Annotated in this window: 16 protein-coding genes; 8 read left to right on the top strand and 8 right to left on the bottom strand. The window is 61.8% G+C overall.

Annotated elements, in window-relative coordinates:
- Positions 1 to 27 precede the first annotated feature (27 nt).
- Positions 28 to 978, top strand: coding sequence for a pseudouridine synthase (locus PRZ01_RS10155; RefSeq protein WP_273596674.1), 951 nt, complete (start codon positions 28 to 30; stop codon positions 976 to 978).
- Positions 979 to 1,004: 26 nt separating this feature from the next.
- Here PRZ01_RS10155 and PRZ01_RS10150 read toward each other — a convergent pair whose 3' ends face one another.
- A complete protein-coding gene (locus PRZ01_RS10150; RefSeq protein ID WP_273596673.1) occupies positions 1,005 to 5,438 on the bottom strand; it encodes a DEAD/DEAH box helicase in 4,434 nt (1,477 codons plus the stop codon).
- A gap of 261 nt (positions 5,439 to 5,699) precedes the next feature.
- On the opposite strand from PRZ01_RS10150, the gene PRZ01_RS10145 reads away from it, so the two are divergent.
- Positions 5,700 to 6,485: an MBL fold metallo-hydrolase gene (locus PRZ01_RS10145; protein WP_273596672.1), complete on the top strand. Its 786-nt coding sequence runs from the start codon at positions 5,700 to 5,702 to the stop codon at positions 6,483 to 6,485.
- Positions 6,486 to 6,788: 303 nt separating this feature from the next.
- Positions 6,789 to 7,205, top strand: coding sequence for a pilin (locus PRZ01_RS10140; protein ID WP_273596671.1), 417 nt, complete (start codon positions 6,789 to 6,791; stop codon positions 7,203 to 7,205).
- A gap of 73 nt (positions 7,206 to 7,278) precedes the next feature.
- Here the strand turns inward: PRZ01_RS10140 and PRZ01_RS10135 are convergent, their stop codons facing one another.
- From PRZ01_RS10135 to PRZ01_RS10110, 6 genes are all read right to left on the bottom strand, one after another.
- Positions 7,279 to 7,485: a YbdD/YjiX family protein gene (locus PRZ01_RS10135; protein ID WP_409993835.1), complete on the bottom strand. Its 207-nt coding sequence runs from the start codon at positions 7,483 to 7,485 to the stop codon at positions 7,279 to 7,281.
- A gap of 1 nt (position 7,486) precedes the next feature.
- The gene (locus PRZ01_RS10130) at positions 7,487 to 9,559 is read right to left on the bottom strand and encodes a carbon starvation CstA family protein (protein ID WP_273596670.1); all 2,073 of its coding nucleotides are present in this window, start codon (positions 9,557 to 9,559) and stop codon (positions 7,487 to 7,489) included.
- A gap of 295 nt (positions 9,560 to 9,854) precedes the next feature.
- On the bottom strand, positions 9,855 to 10,499 hold the full coding sequence (locus PRZ01_RS10125; protein ID WP_273596669.1) for a PEP-CTERM sorting domain-containing protein: 645 nt from the start codon (positions 10,497 to 10,499) through the stop codon (positions 9,855 to 9,857).
- 187 nt (positions 10,500 to 10,686) lie between these two features.
- Entirely contained in the window at positions 10,687 to 11,367 is a 681-nt protein-coding gene (locus PRZ01_RS10120) for a response regulator transcription factor (RefSeq protein ID WP_273596668.1), read from the bottom strand.
- Positions 11,368 to 11,377: 10 nt separating this feature from the next.
- The gene (locus tag PRZ01_RS10115; protein ID WP_273596667.1) at positions 11,378 to 12,787 is read right to left on the bottom strand and encodes a cache domain-containing protein; all 1,410 of its coding nucleotides are present in this window, start codon (positions 12,785 to 12,787) and stop codon (positions 11,378 to 11,380) included.
- 79 nt (positions 12,788 to 12,866) lie between these two features.
- Positions 12,867 to 14,027 (bottom strand): ABC transporter substrate-binding protein, encoded by a 1,161-nt coding sequence (locus tag PRZ01_RS10110; RefSeq protein WP_273596848.1) that lies wholly within the window; start codon positions 14,025 to 14,027, stop codon positions 12,867 to 12,869.
- Positions 14,028 to 14,243: 216 nt separating this feature from the next.
- Here PRZ01_RS10110 and PRZ01_RS10105 point away from each other — a divergent pair, with 216 nt between their 5' ends.
- Positions 14,244 to 14,819, top strand: coding sequence for a DUF2242 domain-containing protein (locus PRZ01_RS10105; protein ID WP_273596666.1), 576 nt, complete (start codon positions 14,244 to 14,246; stop codon positions 14,817 to 14,819).
- A gap of 12 nt (positions 14,820 to 14,831) precedes the next feature.
- Here the strand turns inward: PRZ01_RS10105 and PRZ01_RS10100 are convergent, their stop codons facing one another.
- On the bottom strand, positions 14,832 to 15,203 hold the full coding sequence (locus PRZ01_RS10100; protein ID WP_273596665.1) for a VOC family protein: 372 nt from the start codon (positions 15,201 to 15,203) through the stop codon (positions 14,832 to 14,834).
- An 80-nt stretch (positions 15,204 to 15,283) separates the two neighbouring features.
- Between PRZ01_RS10100 and PRZ01_RS10095 the strand changes: the two genes are divergently transcribed.
- The 4 genes from PRZ01_RS10095 (at position 15,284) to queE (ending at position 20,501) form a co-directional block, all read left to right on the top strand.
- The gene (locus PRZ01_RS10095) at positions 15,284 to 17,566 is read left to right on the top strand and encodes a helicase-related protein (protein ID WP_273596664.1); all 2,283 of its coding nucleotides are present in this window, start codon (positions 15,284 to 15,286) and stop codon (positions 17,564 to 17,566) included.
- Positions 17,567 to 17,625: 59 nt separating this feature from the next.
- Positions 17,626 to 18,312 carry a class I SAM-dependent methyltransferase gene (locus PRZ01_RS10090; RefSeq protein ID WP_273596663.1) on the top strand — a complete coding sequence of 229 codons (687 nt, stop codon included), beginning with the start codon at positions 17,626 to 17,628 and terminating at the stop codon, positions 18,310 to 18,312.
- A gap of 441 nt (positions 18,313 to 18,753) precedes the next feature.
- Entirely contained in the window at positions 18,754 to 19,869 is a 1,116-nt protein-coding gene (locus PRZ01_RS10085) for a 6-carboxytetrahydropterin synthase (protein ID WP_273596662.1), read from the top strand.
- Positions 19,866 to 20,501, top strand: a complete 636-nt coding sequence (gene queE, locus PRZ01_RS10080) for a 7-carboxy-7-deazaguanine synthase (RefSeq protein WP_273596661.1) — start codon at positions 19,866 to 19,868, stop codon at positions 20,499 to 20,501. Before PRZ01_RS10085 ends, queE begins: the two co-directional genes overlap by 4 nt.
- Positions 20,502 to 20,768: the final 267 nt, after the last annotated feature.

Genomic DNA, 20,768 nt, shown 5'->3' with positions numbered 1-20,768 from the left:
AGCCATCCCCACCCTGAAACACCCACCGTGAGCCGCCCCCCCAAGCTCGAACTGCCGCTGCGCGCGGGTGTGGCCGCCAGCGCCCTGGCTTGCCCGGCCGGCCCCTGGTCCACCGTGCTTGATTTTCTTTGTGAGCGCCTGCCGCTGGTCAGCCGCGCCAGCTGGCAAGGACGGCTGCAGGCGGGCGATGTCCTGAACGCTGAAGGGCAGTCGCTGACGCCCGATGCGCCCTACCGAGGCGCCAGCCGCGTGTATTACTGGCGCCAGTTGGCGCACGAACCAGAGATTCCTTTCGAGGCGAGCATTCTGTTTCAAGACGAATGGCTGCTGGTGGCCGACAAGCCGCACTTTTTGCCGGTCGTGCCCGCAGGCCGTTATGTGCAGCAAACCCTGCTGACCCGACTGCGCCAAGCCACGGGCCTGGCCACCCTGACGCCGGCACACCGCATTGACCGTGAAACGGCCGGCCTGGTGCTGTTCAGCATCCAGCCACAGACGCGCAGCGCCTATCAAAACCTGTTTCGCGACCGGGCAGTCAGCAAAGTCTACGAGGCGATCGCACCCTTCAAGCCCACGCTGTCGCTGCCCCGTTGGCACCGTAGCCGCCTGGCAGAACGGGCGGATGCTTTCATGCAAATGGAAGAAGTGGCCGGTGCGGTGAACGCGGAAACCGAAATCCGTTTACTTGAGCGCCTGCCATCACCTGCCGGCGACGCCCCGGAGTATGCTGGAATGGCCCGTTATGAATTGCACCCCAGCACGGGCCAGAAGCACCAGTTGCGCGCCCACATGAACGCCCTGGGCCTGCCCATTCTGGGCGACCGCATCTACCCACGCCTGTTGCCGGAGCAAGTGACACCGGACTTCAGCAACCCCTTGCAACTGCTGGCACGCGAGCTGCGCTTCACCGACCCCATCACCGGCACTGCGCGATTCTTTCGAAGCGAACTGCGCTTGCATTCAAAGCTACCGACCTGAGCACGGACTGGACCGCACGCCAGAATTCATCCGCGCAGCAGCGCCGCCAGCGCCTTGGCATCCAGCACCGCCGCGTCGTCTTGCCCTTCCAGGATGCCATCGGCCAGGCCACGCTTGTCGCGATGCAGGTCGATGATGCGCTCTTCCACCGAACCGGCAGTCACCAGGCGGTAGACCGTCACGGGGCGCTTTTGGCCCATGCGGTGGGCGCGGCCGGTGGCTTGGTCTTCGGCGGCGGGGTTCCACCAGGGGTCGACGATCAACACGTAGTCGGCCATGGTCAGGTTCAGGCCGAAGCCGCCCGCCTTCAGGCTGATCAAAAACACCTCGCCCTCACCGCGCTGGAAGGCCGCCACGCGTCGCGTACGCTCCGCCGACGGCGTGCTGCCGTCAAGGTATTGGTAACTGACGCCCATCTGCTCAAGCCGCTCGGCCAGGAGCTTCAGATAGTCGGTGAATTGGCTGAACACCAAAGCCTTGTGCGAGCCATCCACCAGTTCGCGCACCACGCGCTCGAACTCCGTCATTTTGGCGCCGACCAGCCCCAACTCAGGCGCCACCAGCCGCGGGTCACAGGCCGCGCGCCGCAGCCGCATCAGCTCGGCCAGCACCTGCATGGGCGCAGCTTGGCCTTGCTGGGTGGCGGCGGCACTTGCGGCCACAGCCTCTTGGGCATTGCGCCGCAGGGCTTCGAGAAAACTGCGCTCTTCGCTGCCGGGCTGCACAAGATGAACAATCTCGGTACGGGGCGGCAGGTCTTGCAGCACCTGCGACTTGGTTCGCCGCAGCAAAAAGGGCGACACCAGCCGCCGCAGGCGCTGCCGCACGGCCGGGTCTTGATGCTTTTCAATGGGCGTGGCAAAGCGCTCGGAAAATTGCGCCGCCGAGCCCAGCAAGCCCGGGTTGATGAGGTTCATGATGGACCACAGGTCAGACAGGCGGTTCTCCACCGGCGTGCCCGACAAGGCCAGCCGGAAGTCGGCCTTGAATTCCGCCACGGAGCGGGCGCGTTTGGTGGCGGCGTTTTTCAGCGCCTGCGCTTCGTCCATCACCAAGGTGGCCCAGGCTTTGTCGGCAAACAAATCGCCATCGATCTGCGCCAGCGCATAAGAGGCCACAAGCACGTCGCCTGGGCCAGCATTGGCAATGACGGCCGCACGGTCGGCATCATCACCGTAGATCTTGCAACTGAGGCCCGGCGCAAAACTGAGCGTTTCGCTCAGCCAATTGCCGCACACCGAGGTGGGCGCCAGCACCAGCGCCGGGCCTTGATCTGCCCGCGTCAGGAGCAGGGCCAGGGTCTGCACCGTTTTGCCCAGCCCCATGTCATCGGCCAGACAAGCGCCCAGGCCCGCCTGCGCCAACCGCACCATCCAGGTAAAGCCCTCCTGTTGATAACTTCGCAACTCAGCGCACAGCCCAGGCGGCAGGCGGGGTTGCAGGGCGGCGGCATCGGCCAGCGCGTCCATGCGGGTCTGCCAGCGGGCGTCGCCCTCGACCTGCATGTCAGCCAAAGTTTCTTCCAGCCACGAGGCGCTGGCCTGCGGCAGTTGAAGCTGGTCTTTCTTCGCCTGACCCAGCGCGTCAAGATCGCGCAGCTGTTGGCGCAGTTGCTCGCTCAAGGCGAGGTAGTCGCCCTCGGCCAGGCGTACAAAGCGGCTGCGCGAAGCGCGCGCCAGCGCCATCAACTCTTGCAGGCTGAGCACGCGCTGTTCATCCAGCTTCGCCTCGCCTTGCAGGCCCAGCCAGTCTCGCCCGCTGTTGACTTGCACCGTCAAGGCCGCGCTGGCCAAGGGGCTGACGCGCAAGGGCTTGCCCTTGGGCCAGTCCAGGGCCGCAATGCCGGCCAAGCTGGGCAGCACCTCCACGGCGCGCAGGGCTTCTTCCGCGTCGGCCAGCAGCCAGGGAGAGGCCGGCTCCAGCGCGGGGTCGAGAAAGGGCAGGGCTTCAAGCACCTGCTGGCGGGCGGCTTCTTCTGCCGCGAGATCGCGCTCGGTCGCCAGGCTCACGCCCTCGTGCATGCACATCAGTCGCGCCCGGCCCTGGCCCGGTGTCACCGCGGGGCCGAAGTGGCCAAAGGGCTGTGCCACCAACTGCAGCTGCAACCCGTCACCCAGGGGCTTGAGCTGCGCATGCAGGCGACTGTCGCCCGGCACCGACTGACCGGCAGCCGCATCGCTGTGCAGCTGAAAGTGAGCGCTGAGCACTTGCAGCGCGGCACCTAACTCCGCATTGGCGGTGACCGGCACGGTCCAGCCTTGCGCCACCAATTCAGCCACGCGGCGCTGCGCCGGGTTGATGCGGATCAGGCGGGCGCGCTGCGGGCCGTCGCGCACCACGCGCAATGCCTCACGCTTGGCGGCTTCAAGCTCAACATTCGCACCCGCCCAAACGCCCAGTCGAACGGGGACACGCGCACTCAGGTCGGGGTGGATGTGAAATTCAAAATGCTCGGCGGCGGATACGTCCGGGGCGCGCTTTTTCAGCACCTCCAACTCGGGCAGGGCTTCAACCAATTCCAGCCACTGCCCGGGGGCTTCAGTCAACATCACGGCGGGGTGACCCAGCAAGGCCACCGTGGCCTGGCTGACGTCCAACTGGAAGCTGTTGGCGCCGCCGTAGGGAATGCGCTCAATATGGCGCAGCACAGCGTTGTCACGCACATGGATCGAGGCGCTTTTCTTGAGCTTGGCGAGCGTCACGGGCTTGAGCTTCTCGACCCCCCGGGCACTCACGCTGCGCTCCAGGGGTTCGAGATTCAGCACGCGGCCTTGCTCGTCCAGGGTCAAAGCCCAGGCCAGATCACTGGTGTCGGTGGCGGCCTTGCCGTCGGGCTCACCCGCCAGGGCGGTGATGGCCGCCAGTGCATCGCGCCACGCCTCGCGGGGGGCGCCGATGAAGAGGGGCGGTAGGGTGCGCCCCCTGAGTTCATCCGGCAGGGTCACGGCGTCCAGGTGCAGGCGCGGCGCCGCTTGAAACACCCAGGCCGCCATCCAAGTTTGGCCCGCGGCATGCAGCTTGTGCAACAGCCGCTGCACTGCCGCTGGGGTCCACCCCGGCGCCTGCTTGCCCAACCAGGCGGCCAGCAGCAGGCGGTCGGCGGCCTGAGTCAGGCCGTGCTCCCGTTCTTCCAGCGCTGGCAGGTATTGCAGGCTGGCGGGGTCAAAGGCCAACTCACCCAGCCGCGCGCCAATGACGTGCGCCCAGCGCCCCCACATCTCATGCGGCGAGGGGCTGCGGGAACCCGACTCCGCCACGCAGTATTTGCGTGCCGCGTCCCATTGCCGCGGGTCATCCAGCGCCAGCAAACTGCACACATAGATGCGTGACAAAGCATCGCTAACCACGCCGCGCCGCTGTTTGAGCGTCTTGCGGAGGTCTTTCAAAGCGCCCTCAAACACCTGGGCAGCTTGCAGCCACTGGCCTTGGGCCGCGGCTTCCAGCCCTTCAAAGCTGGATGAGCCGCCGGTGGGCAGGCCCGCCAGAATTTCACGCATGCCGTCGAAGTTGAGCGCCAGCCCCTGCACTTCAGCCAAGCGTATGCGCTGACCCGGCGGCACCTGGGAGGGCGTCGCCCTGAAGCGGGCCTGCAAGCACTGCTGCAACTGATGTACCCGCACATCGTCGGCGGGCAGGGCGTTGAAGATTTGGGTGAGCAGGTTGTCTTGCAAGTCGGCAGCGATGGTGTCCAGCGCAGCGGGCATCAGCGGCCTGGCCAGCACGTTGGCCAGCATCTCCAGGTCCTGCAATTCATGCCAATACACCAGGCGGCTCTCGAAATCGGCCTGTGACAGGCCCGCAAACACCAACAAGCGCAGGAGCCTGACGCCTTCTTCGCCGCTGCGAAACATCAGCCACGGACTGGGGCGCTGCACATCACCTTGTCCGCCATTCAGCACCCACGCCATCCAACGCCAGTAGTCGCGTGCCTCGGGGCGCAGGAGCAGGGCTTGCAGCCGCGGCTGATGTTCAAACAGATCCGCCGCGTAGCCTTGCCCGGCCTGCAGCCGCACCCAGCCCCTGCGGTGCAAGGACTTCAAACATTTGCTGATATCGGCAGGCGCAAAAGGGCGGCCTGAAGGGGCGCGCCGCGCATCAGCGGCCAGCAGCCACAGCCGCAAGCCTTCGGCACCCCGGCTACCGCCCATCAGCAGCAAGGCGTCCAACACGGCTTGTTCTTCGGCGGAGGGCTCGCTGCTCAGCGTAGCGTCACCTTCAACGTCTTCTGCAGCGTGCGCTGATGTGCCCGCTTCATCCTGCATGGGCTGTGCAGCTCCGCGCAGGGAGGCCGTTAGGCGGGCCAACTCGCCCGAGGCTTTGAGTGCACGCGCCTGCTCCAGCAATTGCTCCAGCGTCAAACTCACCTTGCCACCCGGCGTGGTGAAGCTCAGGCCGGTGCGCTTGTCGGCGTCTTGGGGACGGCTGGACTTCTTGTCTTGGTTGCTGTCGTTGTTACTCATGGCGGCGCGGGGTCAAAGACGAAGTATGCCAAGCCCTGGCGGCAACGGGGCCCGGCCGCAAGCTGTGCATGAAATCACGCTCCGGACGAGAGGGTGGGCGGGGCGACGCCGGACACGTGAAAAGGCGGTAATGCGCACTTGTGAGTTGCGCTGGGCTGCGTACATTCACACACTTGAACGCCGCCAGGTTGAAGCTTCATTGAACAAAGACTCAACACAGGCGGCAACAGGCCCACCTCCCCCGCTTGCAAGCCCTTTTTCATGAATATTCGCGTTCTCGGTTGTTCTGGCGCCATCTCTGCCGGATTCAAGACCACCGCGTTCCTGCTGGACGACGATGTGTTGATCGACGCCGGCACTGGCGTGGGCGACCTACCGCTGGCAGCACTGGCGCGCATCGACCATATTTTGGTCAGCCACTCGCACCTGGACCACATTCTGTCCATTCCCTTGCTGGCAGACGCGGTGTTGCGCCTGCGCGCCGCCGCAAAACGCCCACCCATCCAGGTTCACGCCCTGCCGCAGACGCTGGCCGCGCTGCGCCAGCACATCTTCAACGGCGTGATCTGGCCCGACTTCACCCGCTTGCCCAATGCCGCGCATCCGGTACTGAGCCTGCACCCCTTCAACATCGGCGACCGCCTGCAACTGGGTGAGCGCCAGATCGAAGTCTTGAGCGCCGCCCACACCGTGCCCGCCGTCGGCTTTGCGGTGGACGCAGGGCCGGCCGGCGGCCACACCCACTGGGTGTTCACTGGCGACACCGGCCCCAACCCCGCGCTGTGGCAACGCTTGGCCGAAATCAAGGTCTCGCACCTCGTGATCGAAACCGCCTTCAGCGACGAAGAACACGAACTCGCCGCCGTCAGCCAACACCTGTGCCCCGCCGCTCTGGCCCAAGAGCTGACCCATCTGCAAGGTGAGGTTCAAGTGCACATCACCCACATCAAACCCGGCGAGATCGACGCCGTGATGACCGAAATCAGCGCCCTGGACACCCGCCACCGCCTGAGCGCACTGCAAGCGGGGCAAGTGATGGTGCTTTGACGCCGAGCGAAACAAACCACCTCTCTTTAATTGGGGTCAGAGTCGATTTAATTTAAATCGACTCTGACCCCAGTTTTATTTCCAGGCGCTGGCTGCCAAAAATTGTCACTCCTGACGGCGAGTCGACAGAAAAATGCAGGGGGTCGACTGACAAAAATTGTCATATTGGCGGCCTCTTCGCGCCAGGACGTGCAAAAACGCACAAAATTTCAACAAAATCAAGCTGGCACGACCCCTGCATTCAAGGGGGGTGTCCCCCACCCCTCAACAGCTTTTTTGCTGAACACCCCCAGGAGTCCCACCATGAACATGAAGCGCGTCCAACAAGGTTTCACCCTGATCGAATTGATGATCGTCGTGGCGATCATTGGTATCTTGGCTGCCGTGGCCTTGCCGGCTTACCAGAATTACACGAAGAAGGCGAAGTTCACTGAGGTTGTTTTGAGCACTTCGGCCGCCAAGGTGGCAGTGGAACTTTGCGCTCAGGATTTGGATACCATCACAGGCTGCACCGGTGGTAGCAATGGCATTCCTGCTGACATCGCAACTGCTTCCGGAAATCTGGAAACATTGGCCACCAAAGATGGTGTCATCACTGCCACGGCCATCAAAACCAATGGTTTGAGTAGTGAGACCTACACTCTCACCCCCGTTTTGACCGCCGGCAAGGTGGCTTGGACGACGGGTGGCACCTGCGTCGCCGCAAATCTTTGCAAGTAATCGCTGATTCAATTTGAAAAATAGCGGCCTCGGCCGCTATTTTTTCGTCCCTACAACATCAGCCCACGCACCCTCAACAACACATCTTCCCCCGCCCCGACCCATACCTGGCCTGCTGCCTTTCCCTGAAGAAGGCCTCAAAACTCATCGGGGTTTGGTCGGGGTGATTGGCTTGAAAGTGCTTGAGGTAGCCGCCGTAGTCGGGCAAGCCCACCATCAGGCGCAGGCTTTGGGCGAGGCCGCGACCGGCTGAGCCGACGTCGGCGGCCAGATCGGCCAACTTAACCACCGACAGCTCCGGCGGGCAGGGGCTGATAGGGTGTCTCCTGCACCGTGGGTTTGCGAGATTCACGGGCGGCCATCACGGCCTTGACGCTGTAGGCCAGCACGCTCAGCACGACGAAGATGAACAGCGCGCATAACGCTGCATCCAAGCGGTCGTTGAAGACCACGCGCTGCATGGCTTCCAGGGACTTGGCGGGAGCGAGTACCTTGCCCTCGGCCACTGCGTTGGCGTATTTGTCGGCATGCGCCAAAAATCCAACCTTGGGGTCGGCCGAAAAGATCTTCAGCCCGCCAGCGGTCAGCGTGCAGGCCAGTAGCCAGGCTGCAGGTGCCATGGTGGTCCAGGCGTAGCGGCCCTTTTTCATCTTGAACAAGACCACGGTGCCCAGCATCAGCGCCACGGCTGCCAACATTTGGTTGGAGATGCCAAACAGCGGCCACAAGGTATTGATGCCACCCAGCGGGTCCACCACGCCCTGGTACAGGAAGTAACCCCAAGCCGCCACGCACAGGCCGGTGGCAATGAGATTGGCGGGCAGTGACTCGGTCTTCTTCAAGGCGGGCACAAAAGTACCCAGCAGGTCTTGCAGCATGAAGCGACCGGCGCGGGTGCCAGCATCCACCGCCGTGAGGATGAACAGCGCCTCGAAGAGAATGGCAAAGTGGTACCAGAAGGCCATCATGGCCTTGCCACCCACCACTTGGTGCAGGATGTGCGCCATACCCACCGCCAAGGTGGGGGCGCCACCGGCGCGCGCCAGGATGGTGCTTTCACCCACGTCTTTGGCAGTTTGCGTCAGCATCTCGGGCGTGACGACAAAGCCCCAGGTTGACAGGGTCTGCGCCACCGCGTTCACGTCGCTGCCCACCAAGGCGGCCGGGCTGTTCATGGCGAAGTAGACCCCTGGCTCGATGCAGGAGGCGGCCACCAGGGCCATTACGGCGACGAACGATTCAGCCAGCATGCCGCCGTAACCGATGAACCGGGCGTTCACCTCGTTGTCCAGCATCTTGGGCGTGGTGCCCGACGAAATCAGCGCGTGAAAGCCCGACACCGCACCACAAGCGATGGTGATGAACAAGAAGGGGAACAGGCTGCCCGACCAGACCGGCCCGTTGCCTGCCGCAAACTGCGTGAACGCCGGCATACGCAGTTCGGGCCCGACGACCACGATGCCCACGGCCAACGCCATGATGGTGCCGATCTTCAAGAAGGTGGAGAGATAGTCGCGCGGCGCCAGCAACAGCCACACGGGGATGCAGGCGGCCACAAAGCCGTAGCCGATCAGCATCCACGTGAGCGCTTTGCCGTCGAAGTCAAACAACGGCGCGAGTGCAGTGCTTTCATGCACCCACTGGCCACCCACGATGGCCGCCATCAACAGCACAAAGCCAATGAGCGAAACCTCGCCGATGCGGCCCGGACGAATGAAGCGGGTGTAGATGCCCATGAACAGGGCCACCGGAATCGTCGCCGCCACGGTGAAGGTGCCCCAGGGCGAATGCGCCAGCGCCTTCACCACAATCAGCGCCAGCACGGCCAGGATGATGATCATGATCATGAAGGCGCCGAACAGCGCGATCACGCCGGGCACCAAGCCCATCTCCTGCTTGATGAGGTCGCCCAGCGAGCGGCCATCGCGCCGGGTGCTGATGAACAACACGATGAAGTCCTGCACCGCCCCCGCAAACACCACGCCAGCCAAAATCCACAGCAGGCCCGGCAAATAGCCCATCTGCGCCGCCAGCACCGGCCCAACCAGCGGGCCCGCACCGGCAATGGCCGCAAAGTGATGGCCAAAGAGCACGCCCTTGTGGGTGGGCACATAGTCCAGCCCGTCATTGTGGCGCCAGGCCGGCGTCATGCGCCGGGGGTCCAACTCCAGCACCCGGGTGGCAAGAAAGAGGCTGTAGTAACGGTAGGCGATGAGGTAAACGCAAAGGGCGGCAATCACCACCCACAAGGCACTGACGGACTCACCGCGCCCGAGGGCCACGGTGGCGAGCGCAAAGGCGCCCAGCACAGCCACGCCCAGCCACACCAGGTGGCGGCGAATATCGATTTGCATGAAACTTGTCTCCTGAATTTGCCAACGGCATCAGGCACAAGACGAATGACTTGCAATGACGCGCCAGCTTGGAGCGCCAGTGTCGGTATCCCGCGCCCGGCGCGCATCCGTCAGGCTGCGCGGTCAGGCCGCGCGGCAATACTTAGGTGAAAACCCGAAATATCGGCGCCGCCAGTGGTAAGGCCCTTGCAGAGCTCATCACCCCAAAAAAAAGCGTCGGGCAGCCCGACGCTTTGTGTTGACCCAAGTTTTCTAGCCCAGGCTGCTTTATGACCTGCCATAGCAGGTCAGGCAATCAGGCTCCGCGACGGCGCAGGGCGCCAGCTGCGCAAACCAGTGCCAGGGCGGTCAGGGCCAGCGCCGTGGGCTCAGGCACCGAGGTGCTTTCAGCGCCGGTCAGCGTGAAAGCTGCGCTGGTGCCGGTGTGAAACTGGTTGCCCTGTTGGTAGAGATTGCCGCCACCGCCGGTATATCCCCAAACAGCCAGGTTTTTGTTGTAAAAGCTGACCTCGTAAGTGCCCGCTGCCAGCGTCAATCCGCTGACGTTGTTGGTGCTGGCCAACAGCGCATTGCTGCTCAGTGTGGTGGTGCTGAAATCGGCATTAGCCAAGTTTTGGCTGAACAACTGGGTGCCCGGCAGATTGCCATTGAGACTCCAGATCGAGAAGTTCAGACCCGAACCCCAGTACCCGTACAGGCTGTACAAATCGACGCTGAACCCGGTGATGGTCGCTGCGCTGCTCAGCGTGAATTGATCAAAGATGCGGTACTGATTGCTGCAACTTGAGCACCAAGCCAATGTGAATTGGCTCGTATCGGAGAGATCGCTCACCGATTGAAACACGATGCCAGCCGATGCGGACAAAGGCAAGGCCGAGACCGCAATCGCTGCGGCAGCAACGGCGGTACGGGTCATCTTGGCAAAAGTGTGAGTGTTCATTGTTGGCTGTTTTTCAAAAATTGAAGATTGACAGCCATGAAGCAAAAACGGGGCCATATGAAAAATTCGTTACAAATCAATGACATATTTAAGTCACTCATTCATTGAGGTTTAGTTTGTAAAATTTTCCGACAACTCGACCTCGCCCATTCAGTCGACCCCAGCGCTTGTGCACGCCAGCGGCGGCTCAACCGGTGCGCGCATGCTCCACCGCGTATTTGATGAGCTCGGCCTGCCCGGCCAGGCCGAGTTTGCGCTTGATGCTCTGGCGGTGCGTTTCAACGGTGCGCACACTCAGGTCCAGGCTGCGGGCGATTTGCTTGCTGGACTCTCCTCGCGCCAAGGCGGAGAGAATTTCACTCTCACGGGGCGACAGCACGGGGCGCGGCTGCTGATTGCGAAACAAACGCTTGGACAAGGCCTCGCTCAGATACATGCCGCCTGCCGCCACAGCGTCGATGGCGGCCACAATTTCGCTGGCAGGCGCGTCTTTAAGCACATAGCCCCGAGCACCTGCCTGCAGGGCGCGTTGCACATATTCGGGGTTGTCATACATGCTGAACATCAGCACGCGCAAGCCGGGGTTCAACGCCAGCATGGCTTGGGTGAGCTCGATGCCATTGCTTGCGTTGACCGTGGCGTTGACATTGCCATTGACGCCTGCAACCAGGGGTTGCAAGGCCTTCAGGCCGACATCCATCAACACCACCGCTGGCGTAGCGCGGGCCAGTTGGGCCATGGCTTCGGATGCATCGCCGGCTTCACCCACCACCTGCAGATGGGGCACGCTGTCCAGGCGCGAGCGCAGGCCTTCACGCACCATCGGGTGATCGTCAACCAACAAAATTCGTATCAATTCCATGCCCATGTGCGCAAGCTTACTTCGCCATGCCGGTTGTTCCCGCTGTCCACCGGGCCAGTACTGCGGCCGGCAGCCGCGCTTCAATGAGGGTGCCATGCCCTAGCACGGCCGTCACCTGCAGCGTGCCGTCAATCGAGGCCATGCGTTCACGCATATTGCGCAGGCCAATGCCTAACTCCGGATTCACCTGCATGGCCGTGGAGTCAAAGCCCCGGCCATCGTCGCTGATGGCCATGCACAGTGTGCCGTCATCGAGGAGACCGAGGTTCAACACCAGCTGCGTGGCGCCCGCGTGCTTGGCAACATTGGTCAGGCTTTCCTGCGCCACGCGAAATAGCACCGTCTTCACCACCTCGGGCAAATCCTGTGGCGCCCCGTCGGTGTGCACCACGGCGCGCGTCGGGCCGGCTTCGTCAAACTCATGCCCCAGATGCTGCAGCGCAGCGGGCAAACCCAGGGTATCCAAGAGCGCGGGTCTCAGGCGGTGAGAGATGCGCCGTACCTCGGTCAAGCAACCATTCAAACGCGACAGCGCCTTGTTGAGCGAGGCCAGCATGGCGCCACGCACCGGGTTTTCTATCGCGGCCTCAACCAGCAGCTTGGTCGACACCAGGGTTTGGCTGACGCCGTCGTGCAATTCACGCGCAAGATGGGCGCGCTCATCTTCCTGCGACTGCACTACTTGATGGGCCAGGCGCCGCAGCTTGGTCTCGGCCAGGCGGTATTCGCTGAAGTTCAGTGCCATGCCGGTTACGCTGATCAAGGCGACGCCGAACACTGCAATGCCCACGATCCACAGCAAGGTGATGCCGATATTGGCACTGGCGTCACGGTCCAGCTGAGCCATGGTCGACTGGATGTCGTCCAGGTACAAGCCGGTGCCTACCATCCATTGCCAGCGCTCAAGCGCCACCACATAACCCAGCTTGGCGGCGGCTTGCCCGCTACTCGGTTTGCGCCACGAGTAGTCCACATAGCCACCACCGGCGCGAGCCCGCGCGATCAATTGCTGAATCGTCGGCCGCCCCTGCGCATCACGCAATTCCCATAGGTTGCGGCCCAACAGCTCAGGCTGGCGCGAATGCATCAGCACATTGCCCTTCAAGTCGTAGACGAAAAAGTAACCGTCGGGGCCGTAGTCCAGCGAAGCCAGCAATTTCAGCGCATGTTGCCGGTTTAATTCGTCGTCAGGCCCGGCGTACTTTTCAGTGCCATGCTGGTCGTACAAGGGCTGCACAGTGCTGATGGCTAAGGCCACGTAGTTGCGCAACTCGGTGCGACGGGCCTCCATATACGCACGCTCCACCAAATCGTGCTCGCGACGGGCCAAACGGCTTTCTTGCATGCGAACGGCCACCGCCAGCAGGGCCAGAGAGGCCACCAAAGGCAGAACTGCGAGCAAAATGATCTTGGTTCGAAGTCGCATGGGCCGCATTGTCGGCGCTGGCGAGCCGCTCAAGGAAAGCGCGGCAACTCCGAGGCAACACACATCAACACACCCCCAGCTACTTGTCGCTCCGCAAGCTCACAAAGGTGGAGCTTTGATGCAGTTGCTGCGTGTAGTTCACCTGAAAGCCGCCCAGATCCAACTGTCCCAGGCTGTTCAAACTCGCTGCAATTGAATCCCGAGTGAAGGGCTTTTGGGTCCGGCGTAGGCCTTCCACCAGCACCCGTGCGGCGATATAACCCTCCAGGCTGATGGAATCAAATTGCCGGTGCCCGGCGGCGCGCATGGCTTTTTGATAGGCAGCAACCACCGCGACTGAAGCGTCATCCGGGTCAGGCACCACCTGGGCGACCGTGAGCTTGCGAAAATCATTGTTCAGGGCCTCGCGCAAAGGCTCCAAACCGATAAATGAAAGGCTGTAAAAATGGCCTTGAAACCCCCTGTCCCGCGCCTTCTTGATGAATGCTGCGCTGCTGGCATAGGTGCTGACGAGAAAAATGGCATCCGGCCTATCGGAATTTGGCGCCTCAAAAAATGCTGAAACGCTGGCCGGCGTGGGCATGCTGTTGCGCTGGACCTGGGCCGTTGCGCCGATGGTTATGCCTTGTGCTGCACACGCATTGCGCATCACCTCCATGCCCGTGCGTCCAAACAGATCGGCTTGATACAAGATGCCCAAACGGCGCACACCTGCAGACTTCATGGCTGTGACCAAGGCTTTCGCTTCAACACGGTAGCTGGTCCGAACGTTGTAAATCAGCGGATTGAATTCGCGCAACTCATCAGCCCCGGTGAAGGGCGCCACGAACGGTATTTTCCAGCGCTTCACATAGGCCATAGCCGCATAGCTGGTGGGTGTGCCCACATAGCCGAACAAGACCACAATACGCGCATCTTCAACCAATTGGCGGGTATTAACCTCCGTACGGCCAGGCTCATAGGCGTCGTCGAGTGCGGTCATCACCACAGACATGCCGCCAACACCACCACTGTCGTTCACCTGCTTCAGACAAGCTCGCGCACCTCTATGAAAACGCTGGCCCAGCACTGCGGCAGGGCCACTGAGCGCGGCCGAACTACCGATGTGAATCTCGTGCTTCGAAGGTTCTGTCGCCGCGATATCCCCGGCGGCCCCAGCCACCCGAGTTGCCGATATCAGCGACAGCCAAGATGCCAAGGACAGCAAGTGGCGCCGAGATAGTTCTGGCAAGACGGACATCACCCTGTCCAACACCATTTTTGACCCTTGTTCTGACGCGCTCTAACGCGCAAACACGGCGGACACCAAACCCCTTGGCGAGCCTCCACATCTCCGCCCCAAGTATGAGCCTTCTCAGCCGCCATGACCATCCAGTCTGATACGAAGAGACCTGCGTACAACAGGTCGTGGAGCAGCCGACTCGGGTCAGCTTTGCGGTCGCGAGATAATGCCCCCATGTTCATTCGCCCCACGAAATTCATGACCCGCGCGCTGTGCGGCGCCAGCATTGCCTTCCTTTGTTCAGGGTGCGGCAGTTGGGGCAGCAAATCACCCGCGGCGCCGCGTGGTTCGGTCTATCAAAATGAACGCTTTCAATCCGACGAGACGTTCTCGCGTTTGTTTGATGCGTCGGTGGATGACACTTGCGAAGCGGCACGCCGCACCTTGCTGAGCCAGGGCTATGTGATCACCAATGCGCCGGGCGGCAGCGTCAATGGGCTGAAGCGCTTCCAGCCTGACGGCGAGGTGCATGTGGAGATTAATTTCAATGTGGTTTGCGTACCAGACGGCCGCAACGACAAGATCACCACCGCCTATGTATCGGCCCAACAAGACCGCTACGCCTTGAAGAAAAGTCCCAACTCAGCCAGCCTGGGTGTCAGCGCGCTGGGCTCGATCTCGGTCCCATTGTCAGCGTCCGATGACTCGCTGGTGAAGGTTGCGTCGGAGACCATCCCGGCCGGGGAGTTCTACGACCGCTTCTTCAGTCTGATGCAAAAGATGGCGGTGGAGCGCGCGGGCGACAAGTAGTAGGGCTGGGATTCAATCCAAGGCCATGGCGTGAAGCGCGACGCGGTTGCCTTCGCTGTCCAGCAGGACCGCGCGGTAACCGTGAGGTCCGATTTGATGGACATCATTCAGCACCCGGCCGCCCTTGGCCTGGGCCGCTTCGACCGCCAGACGCATGCGCCCATTGGCGTTCAAATAGATCAACGGCCCCTGTTGGGACGGTGCGTTATCGCTCATCTCGGCGAGGCATCCACCCACCTCCATGTCCTCATGCGCCAGCAGGCCAAAGACAAAGCCTGGCCCGCCCGCCTTGGTAACCTCCCGGCCCAGCACGGCACTGTAAAACACCATCGCCCGGTCCAAGTCAGTCACCGGAATGTCCACCCACACCACGTTGTTGTTCACAACAATCTCCAAGTTCGTTTCTGGGAAAGCTGATTATGCAAATCTGAGAGGGTTCCCACCAGCTGTGTTCAACTGCCGGGGTGCAAGATATTCAAGAACCCCAATCCCCTGGCGCCAAAGCGCTCGCCCCGGCATTCAAACTGCCCCACGCCCGACACGTCAAACGCCTGCCGCCCGACATCACACCGGACGACCTTCAACGCCTTCGGCAGGCCGCCTACCAATTGCCCCAGGTTGTTGCGCCGGCCGACCTTGACGCCGACCCTGCCAGTGAAGAACTGCTGGACCAAGCCGGTCTGATTCTGCTGCAAAAGGCTGTAGCGGGTGCTCGCCCCAGCCGCTGGATCGCCCCGGAGTTGATTCATGGAGCACTGCGGCACCTGGACATTGTCGGCACCGCGCCCACCGTGCGCGCGCTGATGCAGCAACGCACCTTGGCACTCGACAAATTGGGGCTGAGCCGGCACGTTTCCAAAGATACGCCCTCCAGCTGGACCCGCCTATGCAGCACGACGCTGACGCTCAGCGAACCGGGCTGGCGCATTCCGGTGGTTTACCGGATCAATTTACCCGAGACCTCGCCCATCTGGGACTTTTACCGCGAGGGCGATCTTCAAGCCCTGCAGAACGCCCTGGGCGATGCCCCTGCCTTTGAAGGCAGTGCCGAACTCCAGGCCCACCTGGAGGCCCTGCTGGCGCGCAGCCAGTCAGGCTCGGCCGAGCACCTCGACTCGCTGCTGCCACGGCTGCAGGCCGAATGCGGCACGCCTCAGGCCTTGCCGCAGTTGAAAGCGGCCTGCACCCGAGCTCAGGATCGGTGGGAGCGTCGGGTGGCTGAACTCACTACGCTGGCGCATTTGAACAATGAACTGGCGTTTCAGGGCTACCCCGACACCTTTGAGGCAGCTCGGCGTTTGCAACGCTCGGTCACGCTGTTTGTCGGGCCACCCAATAGCGGCAAGACACACGCAGCGTTCGAGCGCCTGGCACAGGCCCACCGGGGCGCCTATCTGGCGCCCCTGCGTCTCTTGGCGCTTGAAGGCCGGGACCGCCTGGTGGCGCGGGGCGTGCCCTGCTCACTGCTGACGGGCGAAGAAAACATGCCGGCCGAAAATGCCCGCGTGGTGTCCAGCACCATCGAAATGGTGAATACCAGCCAAGCCATCGATGTCGCGGTGATCGACGAAGCCCAAATGCTTTTCGACACCTACCGCGGTTGGGCCTGGACGCAGGCCATCGCCGCGGTGCCAGCCAATGAGTTGATCATCATCTGCTCGGCCTACGCAGTGCCGGCCATTGAAAATCTGCTGGGCCTGTGCGGCGAGCGCTGCACAGTGCGGCATTTCGAGCGCAAGCAAGAGGTGCAATTGCTCCCGGCAGCGGTTCCCATCGCGGCCTTGAAAAAGGGCGACGCCGTGGTGGCGTTCAGCCGCCGCGAGGTGCTGATGCTGCGCGACCAGATTGCGGCGTCCGGCCACCCGGTGTCTGTGATCTACGGTGCGCTGCCACCCGAGGTACGCCGGCGCGAGGCTGAACGCTTTGCACAAGGCGCCACCCACATTCTGGTGGCCACCGATGCCATTGGCATGGGCCTGAATCTGCCGATCCGCCGCGTGCTGTTCAGCACGATGAGCAAGTTTGACGGCCAGGGCGACCGCGCCTTGACTGTTTCTGAAGTCCATCAGATTGCAGGTCGAGCTGGACGTTATGGCATGCACGATGAAGGCTTTTGCGGTGTCTTGCGTGAGGCTGAAAACAGTGCCGCACGAACCCTCAAGGAGTTGCTGCCCAAGTCTCCCCGCGCACCGCGCGACTTCAAGGCCTCAGTTGCACCCAACTGGTGGCACATCAGCACCATCGCGTCGCGTCTGGATTTGAACCAATTGCGCGCCGTGCTGGACGTCTTCATGGCGCAGTTGCGCCTGGACGACGCGCATTTTCAGGTGGCTGAACTGGAGCAGATGCTGGATTTGGCCGGGCAACTGGACCAAACCGCGGGCAGCTTGCCCTTGAAGTCGCGCTTCATCTACGCCCAGGCCCCGGTGGATACACGCACAGAGTCACAAGTTCAGGAATTTCTGGAATGGACGCATCGCCATGCCCTGACCGGGGCGGCGGGTTCACCCTGGTTCCTGGACGATGTGGATGAACACAGCCGGCTCGATCGCATGGAAACCGCCCTGCGGGCCTGCACGCTGTGGCTGTGGCTGGACCTGCGTTTTCCAGGCATCTACGGACACGTTGAGGCCGTGGTGGACTTGCGCAGCCGACTCAATGATGGGATTGAACGTCATCTCAAGGGCAAAAAGCCGCTGTGGCAAACACGCGGCGGCCGGCCCGGCGGCCAGCGCCCCCGCAACTGACAACAGCCGAACGCAGCTTCTGCCAGTCGCTACACCCCTCTCCCCTACAGATTGCGACCATGCCCGGCTATCTCTTCAAGCAAGAATGCATACAGATCGCCGGTGTGGAGTCCCTGCAGATCCGCTCCTTGCTGGACCGCCAGCAGTTTTCTGATCCCGAGGGTGAGGCGCAAGCCTTGGGTATTTCATCGGCCTTTTGGCCCTTGTTCGGTCTCTTATGGCCCTCGGGCCTGCACCTCGCGGAGGCCATCGGTCAGCGCCAGCTCGGGAGCAACGAGAGCATTTTGGAGATCGGCTGCGGGCTGGGCTTGGCCAGCCTGGTGGCACACCGGCGTGGCGCCCTGGTGACGGCCAGCGATTGCCACCCCTTGGCCGGCAGCTTCATGCTGGAAAACCTGCGGCTCAATAACCTACCGCCCCTGCGCTATTGCCATGGCAACTGGAACCCCCCCGGGGATCACGCGCCAAGCCGCCTGCGGGTTCCGCAAGTGCAGGGCCGTTTTGACCTGATCATGGGCAGCGATGTGCTGTATGAGCGGGACGGCAACGGTGCTTTGCCGCGCTTCATCGAGCTACACGCCTTGCCCCATTGCGAGGTAATCATCGTCGACCCCAATCGAGGCAATCGCTCAGCCTTCAGCAAACGCATGCACTCGATGGGGTTTCAATTGGAAGAAGTAAAGCTTCATTCGCTGCCAGGCACCGAGCTCTACAAAGGCCGGTTGCTGCGCTACCAACGCGACTGAGGGGCACAAACGACGGCTTGCGCCTGCAGTTCATCGACAAAAGTGGGCAAATGAAGATTGCCGATGCGGTGGTCTGGGCCAAGCTGAAATGCTGAAGTGCTCAAAAACCCAGCTTTACCTTGTGCACAAGCTTGTTGATCCCGGTGGAACAAGTCCCGGCTTGTCCACAGCCCGACCCGACATTTAAAAGTTGTTATCACCTCGACACAAAGTTCAGGTGCACTGGCCCACAAGGTTTGAGGTGAAGCAAGTCTTTGTCAGTGCTTGGAAAAATGGCTTTGTCCACAAGTTGGGCCAACACCTACTAAGACTACCAATAAGATATTCAATACTGTTATTGAAGAACATCTGAAGGTTGAAACCAGCGCGACTGCGTTTTTTGAAGGATTCTTTCGCCGGCTTTGTGCAAGACGCGCTCAACATGTCACACTTGCGACCCCGATGAAAACCCTGACGCTTTATTCCGCTTCCAGCGGCTTCGAATCCGCCTGCCAGCTCACCACTTTGCCCATGGGGCATCGGAGCCATGGCTTGCATGGTCACAGCTATTTCGCAACGGTGCGTGCCGATCTGCCAGCGGGCTGGGCGCCTTTTCCCGGCGGCGAGGTTGAAGAACTCCGCCAGCGCTTGGAAGCCTGTGTGCAACCCCTGGACCACGCGCTGCTGAACCGTTGCATTGAAGAGCCGACCGACGAAAACATCGCCCGGTGGATTCGGGAGCGCCTTGAAACCGAATTTCACGTGCCTGGCATCCAGCAAGTCGGCATTCAAAGCATGCAGCACGCGGGTGTTGATCTCGATGTGCAGGGCATGGCCCATGTCTGGCGCCGCTACCGTTTTCAGGCCGCGCATCAGCTGCCCAATGTGCCTGCCGGACACAAATGCGGCCGCATGCACGGCCACGGTTTTGAAGTCATCATGCATGCCAACCAAGACTTGGCTGGTGCAACGGGCCGAGCCATCAGCATCGATTACGACCATCTGGACGAGGTTTGGGCGCCTTTCCACATGCTGTTGAACTATCAATGCCTGAACCAGATCGATGGCTTGTCCAACCCCACAAGCGAGGTTATTTCGGCCTGGCTGTGGGAAAGAATCAAGCCCTTATTGCCCGAACTGTCGTGGATCACCGTGTATGAAACCGGCTCCTGTGGCGCCAATTTCGACGGCAGCAATTACCGCATTTGGAAAGAGCTGACCTTGGACAGCGCCATTCAGTTGAAGCGAGCGCCCACTGACAGTCCTTTGCGCGGCATTCATGGCCACACCTACACTTTGCGCTTGCACCTGAGTGCGGCCTTGGATGAAGTAATGGGCTGGACCGTGGACTTTGGCGATGTGAAGACCTTGTTCGATCCCATTTTCAAAGCCATTGACCACCGCCCCTTGTTCGAAATTGCCGACCTGCCCGATGGCGATACGGCCAGCCTGGCCGCCTGGGTGCTGGACAAGGGCCGCGCCGTGCTGCCGCAGATCGATCGAATCGACATGTACGAAACCCGCGGCTGTGGCGCCATCGTCAGCGCCAGCCGCGACGACACCTTGATTCCGGTATGACATACGCCGTCAAAGAAATTTTCTACACCTTGCAAGGCGAGGGCGCCCAGGCCGGTCGTGCCGCCGTGTTCTGCCGATTTGCAGGTTGCAATCTGTGGACAGGCCGCGAGCAGGACCGCACCAGCGCGGTCTGCAGTTTCTGCGACACCGATTTCATCGGCACTGACGGGCAGAACGGTGGCAAGTTCAGCACCGCCCTTGACTTGGCCGAAGCTGTGGCCCGCCAATGGCCTCAAGCGACCTCAGGCAAGCCGTATGTGGTGTGCACAGGGGGGGAGCCCCTGCTGCAGCTGGATGAGGCTTTGATCGAGGCTTTTCACGCCAAAGGCTTTGAGATTGCCGTCGAGACCAATGGCACGCAGGCCGCGCCGCAAGGGTTGGACTGGATTTGTGTCAGCCCCAAGGCCGATGCCGCACTTGTCCTGACCCGGGGTGATGAGCTCAAACTGGTGTTTCCGCAGCCTCTGGCCCGGCCCGAGCAGTTTGAAGCCCTGGACTTTCAGCACTTTTTTCTGCAGCCGATGGATTCGGTGCTGAAATGCCAGCACACCCGGGAGGCGGTGGCTTATTGCATGAGTCACCCGCAATGGCGTTTGTCGGTGCAGATGCACAAGGTGATTGGCATCGAATAGTCTTTGGCGCTAGATCGTACCCAACGGTCATCCACAACGCCTGCCCCTTGCATCAAGGATGGGGCATTAATCGTGCCCCCCGCTGGATTTATGTCCCTTGACCCCAGCAAGAGCAGCACTGTCTCAGCCGACGGTGGCTTTACGTCGTCGGACCTGCAAAATTCGTTTTTCCCAGCGTGTGGCTGAACGAGGTCGTCTCTGTCTGCGCCGTTAGGGAGCGAGTTGAATGCGACGGACATTCTGGTGGGCCATGGCGCCGTTGAGCAT

Origin of the sequence: Roseateles koreensis, from assembly GCF_028595305.1 — a bacterium.
Lineage (GTDB): Bacteria > Pseudomonadota > Gammaproteobacteria > Burkholderiales > Burkholderiaceae_C > Paucibacter_A > Paucibacter_A koreensis.
This window is presented reverse-complemented; position numbering and strand designations above follow the sequence as displayed.